The following is a 15559-nucleotide window of genomic DNA, read 5'->3' as shown; positions in this document are numbered from 1 at the left end:
TAAAAATAATAAGCGCAATTGATGTTGTCAAGCGATCATTTGTGGTAATATAATATTTATACTAAAGAGAGCAGGCTGAGTTCAGCCTGCTCTCTTTAGCGAAAGAATATGGCGGTAAAGGTAAGGAGTAAAATATAATGGATAAAGACAGTATAAAAGTGACAAATGCAATAGTTCATATTTTGGATTCGAGCATGGATATGCCGGTTCTATCAAACGCCCGGTTAGACTTAAGCGAAGAAATAGAGGATTTCATTAAAATCCATATATTTAAGATTTTAATGAGCGATAATTACAAAGCTACCCAACTTGATGATTGTGATAACTATTGTTACAAGGAATTAAGTACATACTTGGACAATAATGATTTTATTGCTGCAACTAAGAATCTTTCGCTGCAATTATTTACCCTTATGAAGAAAAATGTTGATATTCCTGCTGCGGATCTCATTTTCGCAACATTCAATTATGAAGGCGATTCATATTTTTCAATACTTAAAATGAATTACAAGAGCTCATATATTCACTTCGTTGAAACAATTGATACAGGTGCTAAAAATACGATAATAAAGCAAAAAACAGTTTTACCATCTGAAGCCCAAAGTCTGGATGAGGTTGTTATTATTAATCTGGATGATTTTTCAGTTAAAATAGTTGAAAAAAAATATTTAATAAACGGCCAAAAGGAGTATTATTTATCCCACTACTATCTTGGATGCCAGCCGGAGTTGTCCTCCAAATCCAAACTTGATATTGTAACAAAAACAGCAGATCAGATTAACAAAAAGCATTTTAATGATGATATCGAGAAAAAAATGCAATTTAAGAAAATATTATTAGACAATTATGATGAGCATGGCGGGTTCAATGTAGATGATGTAATCAATGAAGTTTTTGAGAATAATGTAGAGGCGAAAAATGAGTTTAAAGAAAAAATAATTAATCAGGGATTAGATAAAAAGGAATTTCAGATTCAGAGCAAAAGCAACTTTAAGAAATTGGAGCGCCAAATTATCAAAACCGATACGGGGATTGAGATAAATATTCCTCTCGATCAGTATGCGGATACGGACAGACTAGAATTTATAACGAATACAGACGGCACTATATCTATTCTAATAAAAAATGTCGGCAAGCTTGTGGGAAGATAATTTGAAATCTATAATAGGGGTAAAATAAAAAATACTTATAGATCTATTTTCCACAAGTATTTATATCACATGGAGCTACTGGGGGGACTCGCTCCGCTCGCTTTGGCTCGCTATCACGCCTGGGCAGGAAAATGCTTCTAAGGGTCGCATTTTCTTGTTCCGCCCGTTCGAGCCCCAGCTATCTATTCGCTTATACGAAAAAATCACTCTTATGAGTGATTTGCTTTCACATGGAGCTACTGGGGGGACTCGAACCCCCGGCCTGCTGATTACGAATCAGCTGCTCTACCGACTGAGCCACAGTAGCATCATCCTTATCTATTTTAACAGCTTTCATTGTTTCTTTCAATTGCTTTTTTATATATACCGGTCATTTTCTCCCTGATATAATCATTATAAAGCCGCTTAAAGAATCTATTCAAAAAAATTCGAAATAATCTGGAATGTCGATGCCATAAGCTTTCTGTGCTATAATTTAGAAATATATGAATTTTATATTATTGCTAGAGTATATTTAAAGTAAAGAAATATACAGCTTAGAATATATGACTTTTAGGGGGTTAATCATGAAAAAGAAATTACCATTTTTTCTGGCAGCTTTGATAATATATCTTGCAGTAGCTATCATGAATGGAGGTCTCGTAGAGAATAGCAATGTTGCTGCTGATGGGATGAAGGTCCATTTTATAGATGTCGGCCAGGCTGACAGCATATTGATTCAGAGCGATGAAGCTACTATGCTTATCGATGGAGGCAATAACGCTGATGGTGAAGCAGTGGTAGATTATATAAAATCACAGAACATAAAAAAGCTGGATTATGTAATAGGTACTCATCCTCATGAGGATCATATAGGCGGGCTTGATGCAGTGATTGAAAGCTTTGATATCGGTGCGGTTTATATGCCTAAAGCCATGAGCACCACTAAGACCTTTGAAGATGTTTTAAAAGCGATATCAAATAAGGGGCTGAAGGTAAATACCCCCATTCCCGGTACGAATATTAATCTGGGAAGTGCTGTTTTTACGATACTTGCGCCCAATAGTGAGCGTTATGAATCAACAAATAATTACTCAATAGTTATCAAGCTTACCAACGGAAAAAACTCTTTTCTGTTTACGGGTGATGCCGAGAGCATATCTGAAAAAGAGATGCTGGCAAAAGGCTTTGATTTATATGCGGAGGTGCTGAAGGTTGGACACCACGGCAGCACCACTTCAACAACCAAGGAATTTTTGGATATGGTAAACCCTCGATATGCAATTATAAGCGTAGGAAAGGATAATCAATATGGACATCCGCATAAGGAAATATTGGATAGATTAAGGAAAAAGAATATAATTGTCTATAGGACGGACGAAAGCGGAACTATAATAGCAAGCTCAGACGGAGAATCAATAACTTTTAGCGAGAATACCAAACCCGTGCGCTAAAAGCAAAAGGTGAGGGGGGATATAATATGAGGTATATTATCATCGATAGATTTGAGGGGGACTATGCTGTCTGCGAGGATGAGAACAAGGAAATAGTCAGTATAGAGAGAGCCAGGATGCCTGCTGAAGCAAAAGAAGGGGATGTCCTGGTCATCCATGAGGGCGAAATTTGCCTGGATATAGATGAAACCATTAAGAGAAAAGAGCATATCCGGAGATTGATGGATGATCTTTGGGTAACGGAAACCACGGAAAGTCACTGAAACTTTGCAAAAAATCACCAAAGGGCTGATAATATTAAATTTATGTGAAATTGCTGCTTTAGCCCCTATGCCTATAGTATTATGCATTAAATTAGCTCCTACCCGCAGTTAAAACTTTGGCGCGTTCGGTTATTCTGAGCGTAAGCGAAGAATCTTAGCTAGATTCTTCACTCCGCTTTGTTTCGTTCAGAATGAAAACTGTATAGAATTTTTGGTGCTTATGTATAGTTTTCCGTATTTTTTCGTGAAAAAGTTAGTGCCTTTCAGTGGTTTCCGTTTCCAATTTTCGGAGGCTTTGGACCGAAATACTGATAAAAATCAGTTTTCATCATCCCATTGTAAAGCTTCCTTTTTTTGTCCGCTTTTCTTCCAAAATACCGTTCAAAGCCTTCATAAGCTGTCAAGATATAGAAAGACCAGCTATCTAAAGAGGAAAAGACCTTGCCCATATCGGTATATAATCTTTCTACTGTTTTAATATCATCCAGCCTTTCTCCGTAGGGAGGATTGGTAACGATAAAGCCATACTTGTCCTTGCTTGAAAAATCTCTGACATCTCTTTGCTGGAAATGTATATATTTATCCACGCCGGCTTTTTTTGCGTTGTCCCTTGCTATCTTTATGACCTTTTCATCTATATCATAGCCCTGGATATAGATATCCTCGCTTGCCCTTATATGAGCCTCAGCTTCAAGGCGCGCTCTGCTCCACAATTTCTGGGGAATTCGCGACCACTTTTCAGAGATAAAGCTTCTTTTTAAACCTGGTGCAATATTAAGTCCCTTAAGGGCGGCTTCAATAGCTATGGTTCCGGAGCCGCAAAAGGGGTCGGCCAATAGGCGCCCTTCCTTCCATGGAGTCAGTGATACCAATGCTGCTGCTAATGTTTCCCTTATCGGAGCTGCGCTGCCTATTTCTCTATAACCTCTTTTGTGCAGAGCAGGTCCGGTGCTATCCAGATATAGAGTAACCCGGTCTTTAAATACAAAAATATGTATGGGATAAGAAGCACCGCTTTCACTGAACCAATTAACATCATATTTTCTCTTTAAGCTCTCCACCACAGCCTTTTTAACTATAGCTTGAATATCCGAAGTGCTGAACAGCTTGGATCTCACTGAAGAGGCCTTTGCAGCGGGAAAAGAGCCTTCCTTTGGTATCCATTCATGCCATGGCAGGCTCTTGGTTTGCTCAAAGAGCTCTTCAAAGGAGGTGGCATTAAATTCTCCCATCTTCACCAGCACTCTCTCGCCGGTTCGCAGCCAAATATTTGCTTTTGCTATGCCTGATTCATCAGATAAGAAATAGACCCTGCCGTCTTCGACTTTGTTGACTTCAAAGCCCAGTTCTTTAATTTCTCTGGATAATATAGCCTCCAGAGCAAAACCACAGGGTGCACACAGTTGGATATGTGACATTTGATCTCTCCTTGCTAACTTCATCTTAAGTTTCTTCTATTTTTTGGGGGTTGATTGTTGTATTCCGTGTAAATAAATGCGGCAATGATTGGAATAGCGATGAAAATCCATAGGTTAGCACTGCTTGCAGCTTTCAATATGAACCATTCCAAGAATAGAACTATTATCCATACGATATAATTGTTAATAGCCTTATTCACATTCATACCTCCTTGTCTGTGCTTATTAATATTATATCAAAAAAGTTTATCGCAAGTCATCATATATAATATATTTTCGTATATCTGCAACTAATTATGACCAAAAACGTCAAATATATAAATATAATTTGAAAATAATATATATAACGCATTAAATATTTTACAAAACTGTCATTCTGAACGAAACAAAATGGAGTGAAGAATCTGGCTAAGATTCTTCGCATACGCTTAGAATGACGGCATACGCCGTTTTAAAGCTACAAATGCATTTATTGCGTTATATATAATAAGCAAGAGATTAGCAAATAAAAACATAAAGGTTGGAGTGATTACTCATGCAAAAAAATAAAGCTGTGTTAAGTCTTGCAGTGATAATTATTATAGCAGCGATCGTATCTTCATGCGCGCCTGCAGTGAAGGCTCCGGAGGAGCAAGTGCCGGTGGCAAAGGATGATATAAGTCTGTATTACCCGCTGAAGGTGGGCAATGAATGGATATATGATGGAGAAGGGAATGAGTATGCATCCTACACACAAAAGGTCACTTATTCAAAGGACAATAAATTTCAAGTCATGATAGATAACGGAGGAACCCGATCTGCAAATATCTATGCCATAAAAGATGACGCTTTAGTTCATACCTATATGGAAGGTGAAGTCTATGACGAGAAAAATGTGCTTGATATAGAAGAAAATTTTGATGAAACGATAATAAAACTGCCCGTTGAAGTAGGAAATAAGTGGGTAAGCTCGGAGAATTCTTATGAGATCATAGACATTAATGCCTCTGTTACCGTACCTGCAGGCACTTTTCAGGACTGCATAGTCATAAAAGAGGTATATAAGGACAAAACAGCTTATAGAAATTACTATATAAAAAAGGGAGTTGGCCTGGTGAAATCTGAATATAAGACAAATGATGGATTTACCGTATCGTCACTTTTGAAAAGCTATAAATTGGTCAATGAGCAATGAAGCAATGTGAATATATGTAATATTTAAGGCATCAAAATTTAGATTTTGATGCCTTAAATATTTGCTGCTTTCATTATCAAGCAGCAAATTGACATAAGCTGTACAATAATCTATAATGAATGAATATTTAAAATTTTTGTAATATAATATAAACATAACCTGTATTATAGAATTAGGGGGTACATTTTTTATGGGAAACAAAAAATGTTGCTGCGGAGAACCTAGTCAATATTTTAACAATTTTGACAAAATATTGACGAAGTATGAAGGAAAAGAATCAGAATTGATTCCCATCCTGCAAGACATACAAGAAGCCTATGGCTATTTGCCGCAAGATATTCTTGAGGCCCTTTGTGATAGGACAGGCTTACACCCGACACAAGTAATGGGTGTGATTACATTTTATTCTCAATTCAGGTTATCTCCTACAGGTGAGAATATAATAAAGCTATGCTTTGGGACTGCCTGCCATGTAAAAGGATCGGAGAAGATAGCAGAAGCCTTAAAGGAAGAGTTAAATATTGAGGTTGGCGAAACCACAAAGGATAATAGATTCACGCTTGAGACGGTAGCCTGCTTAGGCTGCTGCGGCCTTGCCCCTGTGATGATGATAGGCAATGATGTCTATGGCAAATTAATAGCAAAAGATATCCCGGCGATTTTAGATAAATACCGATAGATTTTAAGGTCAGCAAACAATGAGGAGGTAATATGGAATGAAAATGTATCGCTCCCATGTCATGATTTGCAGGGGAACCGGCTGTTCATCTTCCAATTCGGAGCAGATAGCAAAAAATTTTGAAGAACAGATCAAAATCCATGGTCTTGATCAGGAGGTAATCGTTGAGAGAACCGGATGTTTTGGCTTATGCGCTCTCGGACCGATAGTCATCATATATCCTGAAGCTTCTTTCTACAGTATGATCAAACCGGAAGATGTAGAAGAGATTGTAAAAGAGCATCTTATTAAAGGCAGAGTTGTAAAGAGGCTTCTCTACGGGGAAACTGTTGCAGAAAGCAGAATAAAATCCATAAACGAAGTAAATTTTTATAAAAATCAGCAAAGAATTGCCCTCAGAAATTGCGGAATTATTAGTCCTGAAAACATAGATGAATATATAGCTTTTGATGGGTATAAAGCTTTGATAAAATGTTTGACAGAGCTAAAGCCCGAAGAAGTCATTGATATAGTAAAGAGATCAAGCCTCAGAGGAAGAGGCGGCGGCGGGTTCCCTACAGGCAATAAGTGGGAGTTTACCGCTAAAGCACAAGGCGATATGAAATATGTATGCTGCAATGCAGATGAAGGTGATCCGGGTGCCTTTATGGATAGAAGCATTCTGGAAGGTGATCCTCATTCTGTTTTGGAAGCTATGGTCATAGCCGGCTATGCAATAGGAGGCAGTCAAGGTTATATATATGTCAGAGCCGAGTATCCCCTGGCTGTTAAGCGCCTTACGATAGCAATTGATCAGGCCAGGGAATATGGATTGCTGGGTAAAAATATTTTAGGGACGGGCTTTGACTTTGACATTGCAATACGTCTCGGAGCGGGTGCTTTCGTATGCGGAGAAGAGACCGCTTTAATAGCTTCTATAGAAGGGCAAAGGGGGATGCCAAGGATAAGACCGCCGTTTCCGGCAGTAAAAGGCTTATTCGGAAAACCTACTCTCCTCAATAACGTTGAAACTTATGCAAATATATGCCCTATAATAAACAACGGCCCTGAGTGGTTTGCTTCTATGGGGACTGAGAAATCAAAGGGAACCAAAGTCTTCGCATTAGGGGGAAAAATAAATCATACCGGGCTGGTGGAAGTTCCTATGGGTACTACAATGAGGGAAATCATATACAATATAGGAGGCGGCTGCCCAAACGGCAAAGCTTTTAAGGCCGTGCAGATGGGCGGGCCTTCCGGCGGTTGCATACCTGCAGAGCTGATAGATACTATTATAGATTATGATTCCGTTACTAAAACAGGGGCTATAATGGGCTCCGGCGGTATGATTGTTATGGATGAAGATAATTGTATGGTTGATATTGCAAAATTCTTCTTGGACTTTACCGTTCATGAGTCTTGCGGCAAATGTACCTTCTGCAGGATTGGAATAAAAAGAATGAATGAAATTTTAACAAGGATAACAAAGGGAGAAGGAAGAGAAGGCGATATTGAGCTTTTAGAAGAGTTGGCTACAAATATCAAGAAAAATTCTCTCTGCGGCCTGGGTCAGACTGCTCCTAATCCTGTTTTGACCACAATAAAATATTTTAGAAATGAGTATGAAGCTCATATCAGGGATAAGAAATGTCCTGCCAAGCAGTGCAAGAGCTTGATAGAATATAAAATAATCCAAGATAAGTGCAGAGGCTGCACACTTTGCAGCAGGGCATGTCCGGTAAAGGCCATATCCGGAGAAGTAAAAAAAGCACATAAGATCGATAGCAGCATATGTAAAAAATGCGGGTTGTGCAAGGATACCTGCAAGTTTGCTGCTATTATCGTAGAATAATTTGTAAAGGGATGAGGTAGAGAACTATGGGAAAATTGAATTTAACCATAAACGGAAAAGAAGTTACTGCCAATCCTGGCCAGACTATATTGGATGTGGCAAGAGAAAATAATATGCTCATACCGACTTTGTGCCATGATGACAGACTCAAGCCCTTCGGCTCCTGCCTGCTTTGCAGGATAGAGGTGGAAGGCGCCAGGGGCAATATGTTGGCCTGTGCAACTCAAGCTACCGATGGGATGACAGTAAGAACTGAAACCGATGCTGTCAATGATGCAAGAAGGATGTGCCTGGAGCTTCTTTTATCCCAGCACTACGGAGATTGTACGGCTCCCTGCAGCATGACATGCCCGGCAGGAATTGATGTCCAGGGCTATATAGCCCATATTGCCAATGGACAATATCAGGAAGCTGTAAAGCTTATAAAGGAAAGGAATCCTCTTCCGGTGGTTTGCGGCAGAGTTTGTACCAGGCCCTGCGAAGATGAGTGCAGAAGAAATCTTGTAGATGAAAGGGTAGGCATTGATTATCTGAAAAGATTTGCTTCTGATTATGATTTGAACAGCGATGATCATTATGTCCCCAATAAAAAAGCTGCAACAGGCAAGAAAGCCGCAGTAATAGGAGCAGGCCCTGCAGGCTTGTCCTGTGCTTTCTACCTTGCAAGGGAAGGACATAAAGTTACCATATTTGAGAGATGGCCCAGAGGCGGCGGAATGCTGAGATATGGAATCCCCGAATACAGAATGCCCAAGGCAGCATTGGACAAGGAAATCGACACCATAAAAGAACTTGGTGTAGAGATTCAATATGAAAAGACCTTTGGTGCAGATGTAACCTATGAAAGCCTTAAAAAAGACGGCTATGAAGCCATATTTTTGGGCATCGGCTCACAGGTAGGGCAGCCCATAGGGTGCGAAGGCGAAGCATGCCCAATGGGAGTTTACGCAGGTGTGGACTTTTTGGGCAGAGTAGGATTAGGTCATAATATTGATCTATCCGGCAAGCATGTAATAGTAATAGGCGGAGGAAACACTGCAATAGATGCTTCCAGAACCGCTCTGAGGCTGGGAGCCAAGAAAGTTACCGTAGCCTATAGGAGGACAAAAAAAGAAATGCCCGCTCATGAGATGGAGATAGAAGAAGCCGAATATGAAGGAGTAGAATTTGAATTCCTTATAGCTCCAAAGCAGATAGTAAGCGATGCAGGAAAGCCCATCTATATCGAATTCATCAGGATGGAGCTTGGAGAGCCCGACGCATCAGGCAGAAGGAGACCTATAGAAATACCAGGCTCAGAATTCAAGATGCCAGCAGATTATGTAATAGGTGCGATTGGTCAGACACAGGACCTGAGCTTTATAAACGATGGCTTTAATCTGGAAGCTAAGAATAACAAGATAGTGATCAACCCGGATCTCATGGCCACCAATATAGAAGGAGTATTTGCGGGCGGAGATGGAGTTACAGGCCCTCAGACAGCCATCAAGGCAATCGCGGCAGGGAGAATTGCAGCTTACTCCATGGATAAATATTTAAGAGGGGAAAAGATTGAGAAGCTTCCCCAGATGTACAACCATGTCAAGGGACAGCAGCTTAAGGATATTGATAAGAAAGAATTTGAACAATACGAAAAAATAGACAAAAACAGAATGCCTATGCTCAGCAAGGAGGAGAGAAAGCATAATTTCTTAGAGGTTGAATTAGGTTTTACTGAAGAGCAGGCAAAGGCTGAAGCTCAAAGATGCTTGTCCTGCGGATGCAAGGACATCCATGAGTGCAAGCTGAGAGAATTTGCCACAACTTATGGAGCCAAACAAGATAGGCTGGCCGGCGCCATCACAAAGCATCCTATTGATGAGAGCCATCCTTTCATAAGCAGAGACAAGAATAAATGCATCATGTGCGGAAGATGTGTAAGGATATGCCTTGAAGTGCAGGGCGCAGCTGCGCTGGGCTTCATCTCCAGAGGATACAATACTACCATAGAGCCGTCCTTCGGCAAACCTTTCGGCGAGGACAGCCGCTGCGAATCCTGTGGCCAATGTGTTTCCACCTGCCCTGTAGGAGCCTTGACGGAAAAGGTGCAGCTGCCAAAACCGGGCCCGTTTGTTGAGAAAATCGCAGATACTATATGCAATAACTGTGGTACAGGCTGCACATTGAAGCTTCATATATCAGGGGACAGGTTTATCCGAGCTACATCAGAAGCAGGGTTGGGTGTAAATAACGGAAATCTATGCGAAAAAGGCAGATTCCAGAACAGCTTTATCAATTCCCCTGAGAGAATATTAAAGCCAATGATAAGAAAAGAAGGCAAACTGGTGGAGAGCAGTTGGGAAGAAGCTTATAAGCTCATAAATGAAAAAATGAAATCTCATAGAGCAATGGGCTTTGTATCACAAAAAGCTACCAATGAAGAAGTAGCTGAAATGAAGAAGCTTGTATCAAGCAATATTTACAGCTTTGATTTAAGTGATGCAGCCTATGGCTTGCAGGATTCTTTCGGCAGGGATTATAAAAAAGCTTCTTATGAAGATATCAATAAAGCTGATGCTATCCTATGCTTAGGCTTTGACATCAAAGAGGAAAATCCTGTAGCGGCACTTATGGTGAAAGCTGCAGCAGAAAAGGGTGCTGAGCTTATCATGGTAAGCGAGGCTGTGTCAAAGCTGGACAGATACGCGGGAATGGTTGTTAGACTAGATGATAATAAGGTTAAAGATTTTGCTGAAGCATTAGTCAAAGCGGCTGAGGGTGAGGCAGTCGACGGAGCGGTTGCTGCATTGGCAGCAAAGCTTAAGAAGGCAGTATCCCCTCTTATAATGATAGGCGGAGCTGCAGGCCATGCTGAAGCAAAGGCAGCGGCAGAATTGGTGAAAGCCTTGGATAAGAATGAGGAAAGCATACTGCTTATGCAGAATAAGCCAAACAGCCTAGGCTTGGTAAATGAAGGAGTAAAGGCCTTCAAAGCAGCTGAAATGAGCTTGAGAGACAATGCAGTATTGATATATGGGGAAGACCCGATAGGCACAGGAAATCCTGAGGCAGAGAAGGCACTGAAAGAAGCAGCCTTTGTTGCAGTATTTGATATGCTGCTTACAGAAACAGCTAAGCTGGCAGATGTAGTTCTTCCGATAACAAGCTTTGCGGAGAATGAAGGAACCTATACCAACAGCGAGGGAAGAGTTCAGAAGCTTAATAAGGCTATGGAGCCGAAGACTGGGAAGTCAAACATGGATGTGATCAAATCTTTATAGGGTCAATTATACGAATCACACTGATAACAGCACATTTTTTTATATGTCATCCTGAGGGCAATGCCTTCAGGATGACATATATCACAAAGCATCAATAAGTACATTGCGCCTGACGGCATCGTGTGAAAGTGATGCTTTCTTTTTGTCCAGATACAGCTTGTCCCCAGTTATTGTAAACAAGTCATCATAAACCAAGGCTAAATCATAATGGTACATATTTTTTAGAAAATACTTTTCACACTTATTTAGATTTTTCAAAGCTTTTTCATACTTGACATTCATAAATGCTATATGGCCTGCTATAAAGCAATAGTTGTTTTTTCCCATTTCCTGCAGGCTGTTAACATTTATATCATCTAGTAATTCTCTTGATTTTATATAGTTTCCCATGTTGAAGTACAATATCAATTCCTGCATGCAGAATTTTCTATATAAAACTTTATTATCATAAAAATCTTTCTTACACTTTTCAGCCATCTCAAAGGCTTCAGAAAATCTATAAGAATATCTTAGAGCATTGATATAGTTGATATAGCAGCGCCCTATTTCATTTACATTATTTTCATAATTAAGTAGAAGAATACTTTTTTGTATATGTTCTATGGCTTTATCATGTTTTCCTAAATTATAGCAGGCGATATTCATTGCCCTATGCAATTGAGGAGCAACTATCCTATAAGTCAAATTATCATGAGTGTTAAAAAAGTCATTGATAAGGGTATAAGTCTTCTTATATTGGGCTGTATAATTGTAAACAAGAGAGAGATTATTTATCACAATACAATATATTAGAGAATTCAATTCTTGATGTTCTGCTAAGAAATTATAAGCTTTAATTAAGTATTCTCCCGCTTTTTTATAATTGCTTCTTTGCATATATATTTTGGAAAGTGTATTGAGTGCTGTAGCATATTCAGTAATATTGAGTTTCTGATAAGATATAGGTTTTTTTGAAAAGCTGCTGATATATTTTCTAAGCGATAAGAGGGATTCTTTATAGATGTTGAGGTTATAGTATGACATGCCTAAGTAATAATATTTAACTATGTTTTCTATCGTATTAAATTGTAAGGAAGCATGCTCGTATAGTTTTGTAATGTATTCATATTCCCCGGCGGCAAAAGCTTTAGCCAGGTTAGAATCATCATCTGTTCCAGTGCTGGTGATCCTTTGGTTATAATCTATACCACTTGTAAAATAAGTGACGGGAACATTCAGTACTTTGCAAATATGATTGAGCTGTGAGATAGATGGCTGCATTTTATTATTTTCAATTAAACTTAATACGCATCTGTTGATTTTATCTCCGCATAACTGCGCCTGCGTAAGCTTTTTCCCTTTGCGCAAGTTCTTGATTTTACTGCCTACGGAGTTGATCATAAGCAACACCTCTTTGTTAATAATCTTAACAAATGCAGAGAAACTTTTTGAGGATAGCCGAAATATTATGAATAATGCTGTTTTTTTTACTTATTGAGCTTGGTCAAATGCACATTGTTACTCTTTATATTATACCATGATTTACATTAATGTCATATAGTGTTACTTTATAAGAAAAAATAGGAAATGGAGGAAGAGGATGATGAAAAAGCTAATATTGATACTGATGATAGTGAGTATTATCGGCTTAACGCCTCTTTATTGTTTTGCAGAAGAGGAAAACAATAATCCACTTGGTATAGGTACGGGAGAAACAGGTGCTTTTGTGTAGTTATATAAGACGCTTAGGATAGATGGAGGAATTAATATTTCAGTTTTGGTGTAAGAATTATATATAACAACAAGATATCGTTACATATGGGGAAATTTAGTAGATTAGGTTAAGACGTTTTGGAATTCTATGGTAGATGACTCTATAATTGTATAATGGTATTTAAAAAGTAGCATTTGCTTTCAGCGAAACGGCGGGCACTCAATTACCTAATCCCGAAGTATACGAGTTCACAGATGATGCTGTAATGGAAATTGCAAATGATGAAATAAGCGGCGTGCCTGAAGAAATTCGGGAACGGAGTACAATTTTTGATTTAGTAGAGATTGATTTTAGTGATGAGAGCCTTTACCAATATGATGATGTCAAGGCTTTAGAAAATGAAATAACTGCTGAAGCGCTGGATTTTGATCCTTTTAGCGCAAAAACAAGAGCAAGCAACCGGACCGTAACAGATGATTTTGTCCTCTCGGAATCTTTTTTAGAAAATAGGCTTGCTGTAGATAGTAAGACTATTTTTGACGGCAATTCCATCCTTAAAAACAATAATTCTGCGGAGATTAGCCGTGCGGTTGGTAACAATACTCCCGATATGGCAATATACTTAGGTGAATCATACTACGACGTAGTTTTATCTGATTATATTATCGAAAACGAAGTACCAAATTGGTACTATGTATATGTGCCGTCTAATATGAAAATTAACTTTTATTTACAACAAGCTCCCGAACAAGATTGTGATGTATACTTATATAAGCTAAATTTGAGTACGGGTGTGCTTTCATTAGTAGATTATTCGATTAACGAAGGTCAATCGCCCGAAAAAATTGCTTATATAGACAGCGAGGGTTACTATTTCATATGTGTTGAACCATACGGCAATACAAATAAAAATAATTACGCCTTTGTAGTAAATGCCAATGATATGTTTGACCAGTATGAAATTAACGACTACTTAGACGGCAATACACCTGTTTTTACGGACAAAATGGACATCAACGCGACTATTGATAATATGTTTGACGAAGATTGGTACATTTTTACCCCAACAAGTACAGGGCGCTATTATGTTAGCTTGAACAATGCCCCGTCTGATGCTCAATATGCTTTTTTCCTTTACAATTCATCTTTAGGAAGCATGGGAGCCTTTGTGAGTAGCGGTAACGAATCTAGATGGGTAAATATGGAGGATAATAATACTTACTACATAAGAGTAGAATCTTATGATGGAAACTTTGCACCACGAACACCATACAATGTTACTGTAATTAAAGCACCTCCTTTGCCACCGCCTATAACTACTTCCAGCACTCAAGTTTTTGTAGACGGAAATCCGCTTGATATTAAATGGGATTATATTTACTTTTCACCCGGCTCATACCCTGATCCTGGATATTACTCAAGGCGAGAATTAACATCATTAGACAAGTACGGCACTTCAACCATAGGGAATGTATACAAAGGAACATTTAAAGGATTTAACAAAACAATACAAAACGCTTTGCTGATAGAAGTAAATTATATTAGCTTTTATGATTATCTTGCAAGGCATGGTAACACTACTCAACCATCAGGTGAGCCGTCGAGAAATGAGTGGTATTATTCTTATGAGCTTTACGGTTTTCCTTATGGAACATTTATTTATAATATAGATACGGGCAAAATTGAAGATTGTATCGGCAGCTATCCTTACATATGGCATGGGATTACTCCTTCTTTTACAATAACCGAAATAATAAGAGAAAGACCATAATTACATCTTGCCTGCTGATAAAAAACACATGATGAAATCGATAAAAGATTTCTAAATTTAACCGATATTAATTATATAGGAGTTTTTAAAATCGTTTACGGTATAAGAAGGAGTGATAATATGAAAATAGATTACTATAGTCCATCTATTGTTAATGGATTAAAAGTAGATAACAGCGGCGTGGCTAATAAAAATGATAAAGGCTCTATTAGCACGAGCATTAACGAGAATATAGCGGTTTTATATAATCGCTCACCTTTTAGGGCAAACATTTCAGATGAGGCAATAAAAAATTTTTCAAATGACATGATGAAGCTTAAGTTAAGTTTGAAAAATAATTCTGAAAGCAATTCTGACAGTGTGTTGTTAGACGAATTTTTAGCAAAATATGATAAATACAAGGAACAAGGCTTAATTGCCGATGAAGTAGACGACAACGTCGCTAATAAGCCTTTACAGAATACTATTTTAGATTTAGTTGGCGAATTTCGTGTAAAAGCTGCAAATGAAATGTGCCAAATCAATTTAAGAGAAGGGCTTTCAAGAGCTAAAATGGCTATATTCCTTGCCAGGGCTTTGGATGTTCATCATATTGACGGTTCTGATAGGGGCATTGCTAATATGATGGAGTTATATAGAAAGAAGTTAAAAGAAGGCACCTTAAAATCTGCTAATACTGAAATACTCAACATGAGCGATTTTGATGAATATTGCGAAAAATATTACAAGGATAAAGAAGCAGCAACAAAAGATTATGACACATATAAATCGGTATTACAAAAATTAGATGAGATTAAAAACCTTTTTCTTCAAGATTTCAAAGAAAAATACAAATAATTATGAACCGTTTGAGCAGCTCTTGCTGTCCAAACAGTTTTAATTTTAT

At 38.4% G+C, this 15559-nt stretch carries 13 protein-coding genes and 1 tRNA gene; 10 read left to right on the top strand and 4 right to left on the bottom strand.

Translation table 11 applies throughout. The features are described from left to right. Window positions 1-137: 137 nt before the first annotated feature. On the top strand, window positions 138-1151 hold the full coding sequence (locus AC4HCY_RS15975; RefSeq protein WP_323430590.1) for a nucleoid-associated protein: 1014 nt from the start codon (window positions 138-140) through the stop codon (window positions 1149-1151). A gap of 231 nt (window positions 1152-1382) precedes the next feature. Here AC4HCY_RS15975 and AC4HCY_RS15970 read toward each other — a convergent pair. Then, window positions 1383-1458: transfer RNA gene (locus tag AC4HCY_RS15970), tRNA-Thr, on the bottom strand. Between the two features lie 259 nt (window positions 1459-1717). On the opposite strand from AC4HCY_RS15970, the gene AC4HCY_RS15965 reads away from it, so the two are divergent. Both AC4HCY_RS15965 and AC4HCY_RS15960 read left to right on the top strand, forming a co-directional pair. Further along, window positions 1718-2584, top strand: a complete 867-nt coding sequence (locus AC4HCY_RS15965) for a ComEC/Rec2 family competence protein (protein WP_491094613.1) — start codon at window positions 1718-1720, stop codon at window positions 2582-2584. 26 nt (window positions 2585-2610) lie between these two features. Further along, complete coding sequence (locus AC4HCY_RS15960; protein ID WP_323430588.1) at window positions 2611-2847, top strand: DUF3006 domain-containing protein; 237 nt, start codon at window positions 2611-2613, stop codon at window positions 2845-2847. 263 nt (window positions 2848-3110) lie between these two features. Here the strand turns inward: AC4HCY_RS15960 and AC4HCY_RS15955 are convergent, their stop codons facing one another. Together AC4HCY_RS15955 and AC4HCY_RS15950 are read right to left on the bottom strand one after the other, a co-directional pair. Then, window positions 3111-4265 carry a THUMP domain-containing class I SAM-dependent RNA methyltransferase gene (locus AC4HCY_RS15955; protein WP_323430587.1) on the bottom strand — a complete coding sequence of 385 codons (1155 nt, stop codon included), beginning with the start codon at window positions 4263-4265 and terminating at the stop codon, window positions 3111-3113. Window positions 4266-4285: 20 nt separating this feature from the next. After that, the gene (locus tag AC4HCY_RS15950; protein ID WP_323430586.1) at window positions 4286-4465 is read right to left on the bottom strand and encodes a hypothetical protein; all 180 of its coding nucleotides are present in this window, start codon (window positions 4463-4465) and stop codon (window positions 4286-4288) included. Between the two features lie 335 nt (window positions 4466-4800). Between AC4HCY_RS15950 and AC4HCY_RS15945 the strand changes: the two genes are divergently transcribed. The 4 genes from AC4HCY_RS15945 (at window position 4801) to AC4HCY_RS15930 (ending at window position 11209) form a co-directional block, all read left to right on the top strand. Continuing rightward, window positions 4801-5439 carry a hypothetical protein gene (locus tag AC4HCY_RS15945; protein ID WP_323430585.1) on the top strand — a complete coding sequence of 213 codons (639 nt, stop codon included), beginning with the start codon at window positions 4801-4803 and terminating at the stop codon, window positions 5437-5439. Between the two features lie 190 nt (window positions 5440-5629). Next, complete coding sequence (gene nuoE, locus AC4HCY_RS15940) at window positions 5630-6118, top strand: NADH-quinone oxidoreductase subunit NuoE (RefSeq protein ID WP_323430584.1); 489 nt, start codon at window positions 5630-5632, stop codon at window positions 6116-6118. A 37-nt stretch (window positions 6119-6155) separates the two neighbouring features. Next, window positions 6156-7949: an NADH-quinone oxidoreductase subunit NuoF gene (gene nuoF, locus AC4HCY_RS15935; protein WP_491094612.1), complete on the top strand. Its 1794-nt coding sequence runs from the start codon at window positions 6156-6158 to the stop codon at window positions 7947-7949. Between the two features lie 26 nt (window positions 7950-7975). Further along, window positions 7976-11209 carry an NAD(P)-binding protein gene (locus tag AC4HCY_RS15930; protein WP_491094611.1) on the top strand — a complete coding sequence of 1078 codons (3234 nt, stop codon included), beginning with the start codon at window positions 7976-7978 and terminating at the stop codon, window positions 11207-11209. Window positions 11210-11290: 81 nt separating this feature from the next. Here the strand turns inward: AC4HCY_RS15930 and AC4HCY_RS15925 are convergent, their stop codons facing one another. After that, entirely contained in the window at window positions 11291-12589 is a 1299-nt protein-coding gene (locus tag AC4HCY_RS15925) for a helix-turn-helix domain-containing protein (RefSeq protein ID WP_491094610.1), read from the bottom strand. 199 nt (window positions 12590-12788) lie between these two features. Here AC4HCY_RS15925 and AC4HCY_RS15920 point away from each other — a divergent pair, with 199 nt between their 5' ends. The 3 genes from AC4HCY_RS15920 (at window position 12789) to AC4HCY_RS15910 (ending at window position 15510) form a co-directional block, all read left to right on the top strand. Further along, the gene (locus tag AC4HCY_RS15920) at window positions 12789-12920 is read left to right on the top strand and encodes a hypothetical protein (RefSeq protein ID WP_491094609.1); all 132 of its coding nucleotides are present in this window, start codon (window positions 12789-12791) and stop codon (window positions 12918-12920) included. Window positions 12921-13167: 247 nt separating this feature from the next. Beyond that, window positions 13168-14673 carry a hypothetical protein gene (locus tag AC4HCY_RS15915; RefSeq protein WP_491094608.1) on the top strand — a complete coding sequence of 502 codons (1506 nt, stop codon included), beginning with the start codon at window positions 13168-13170 and terminating at the stop codon, window positions 14671-14673. 120 nt (window positions 14674-14793) lie between these two features. After that, window positions 14794-15510, top strand: a complete 717-nt coding sequence (locus AC4HCY_RS15910) for a hypothetical protein (RefSeq protein WP_491094607.1) — start codon at window positions 14794-14796, stop codon at window positions 15508-15510. Window positions 15511-15559: the final 49 nt, after the last annotated feature.

It is taken from the genome of Lutispora sp. QWL-02, from assembly GCF_058315355.1.
This window is presented reverse-complemented; position numbering and strand designations above follow the sequence as displayed.

Coding starts and splice junctions, on each gene's coding strand:
- AC4HCY_RS15975 (WP_323430590.1), top strand. CDS start 138: ATGGATAAAGACAGTATAAAAGTGACAAATGCAATAGTTCATATTTTG.
- AC4HCY_RS15965 (WP_491094613.1), top strand. CDS start 1,718: ATGAAAAAGAAATTACCATTTTTTCTGGCAGCTTTGATAATATATCTT.
- AC4HCY_RS15960 (WP_323430588.1), top strand. CDS start 2,611: ATGAGGTATATTATCATCGATAGATTTGAGGGGGACTATGCTGTCTGC.
- AC4HCY_RS15955 (WP_323430587.1), bottom strand. CDS start 4,265: ATGTCACATATCCAACTGTGTGCACCCTGTGGTTTTGCTCTGGAGGCT.
- AC4HCY_RS15945 (WP_323430585.1), top strand. CDS start 4,801: ATGCAAAAAAATAAAGCTGTGTTAAGTCTTGCAGTGATAATTATTATA.
- nuoE (WP_323430584.1), top strand. CDS start 5,630: ATGGGAAACAAAAAATGTTGCTGCGGAGAACCTAGTCAATATTTTAAC.
- nuoF (WP_491094612.1), top strand. CDS start 6,156: ATGAAAATGTATCGCTCCCATGTCATGATTTGCAGGGGAACCGGCTGT.
- AC4HCY_RS15930 (WP_491094611.1), top strand. CDS start 7,976: ATGGGAAAATTGAATTTAACCATAAACGGAAAAGAAGTTACTGCCAAT.
- AC4HCY_RS15925 (WP_491094610.1), bottom strand. CDS start 12,589: ATGATCAACTCCGTAGGCAGTAAAATCAAGAACTTGCGCAAAGGGAAA.
- AC4HCY_RS15920 (WP_491094609.1), top strand. CDS start 12,789: ATGATGAAAAAGCTAATATTGATACTGATGATAGTGAGTATTATCGGC.
- AC4HCY_RS15915 (WP_491094608.1), top strand. CDS start 13,168: ATGGAAATTGCAAATGATGAAATAAGCGGCGTGCCTGAAGAAATTCGG.
- AC4HCY_RS15910 (WP_491094607.1), top strand. CDS start 14,794: ATGAAAATAGATTACTATAGTCCATCTATTGTTAATGGATTAAAAGTA.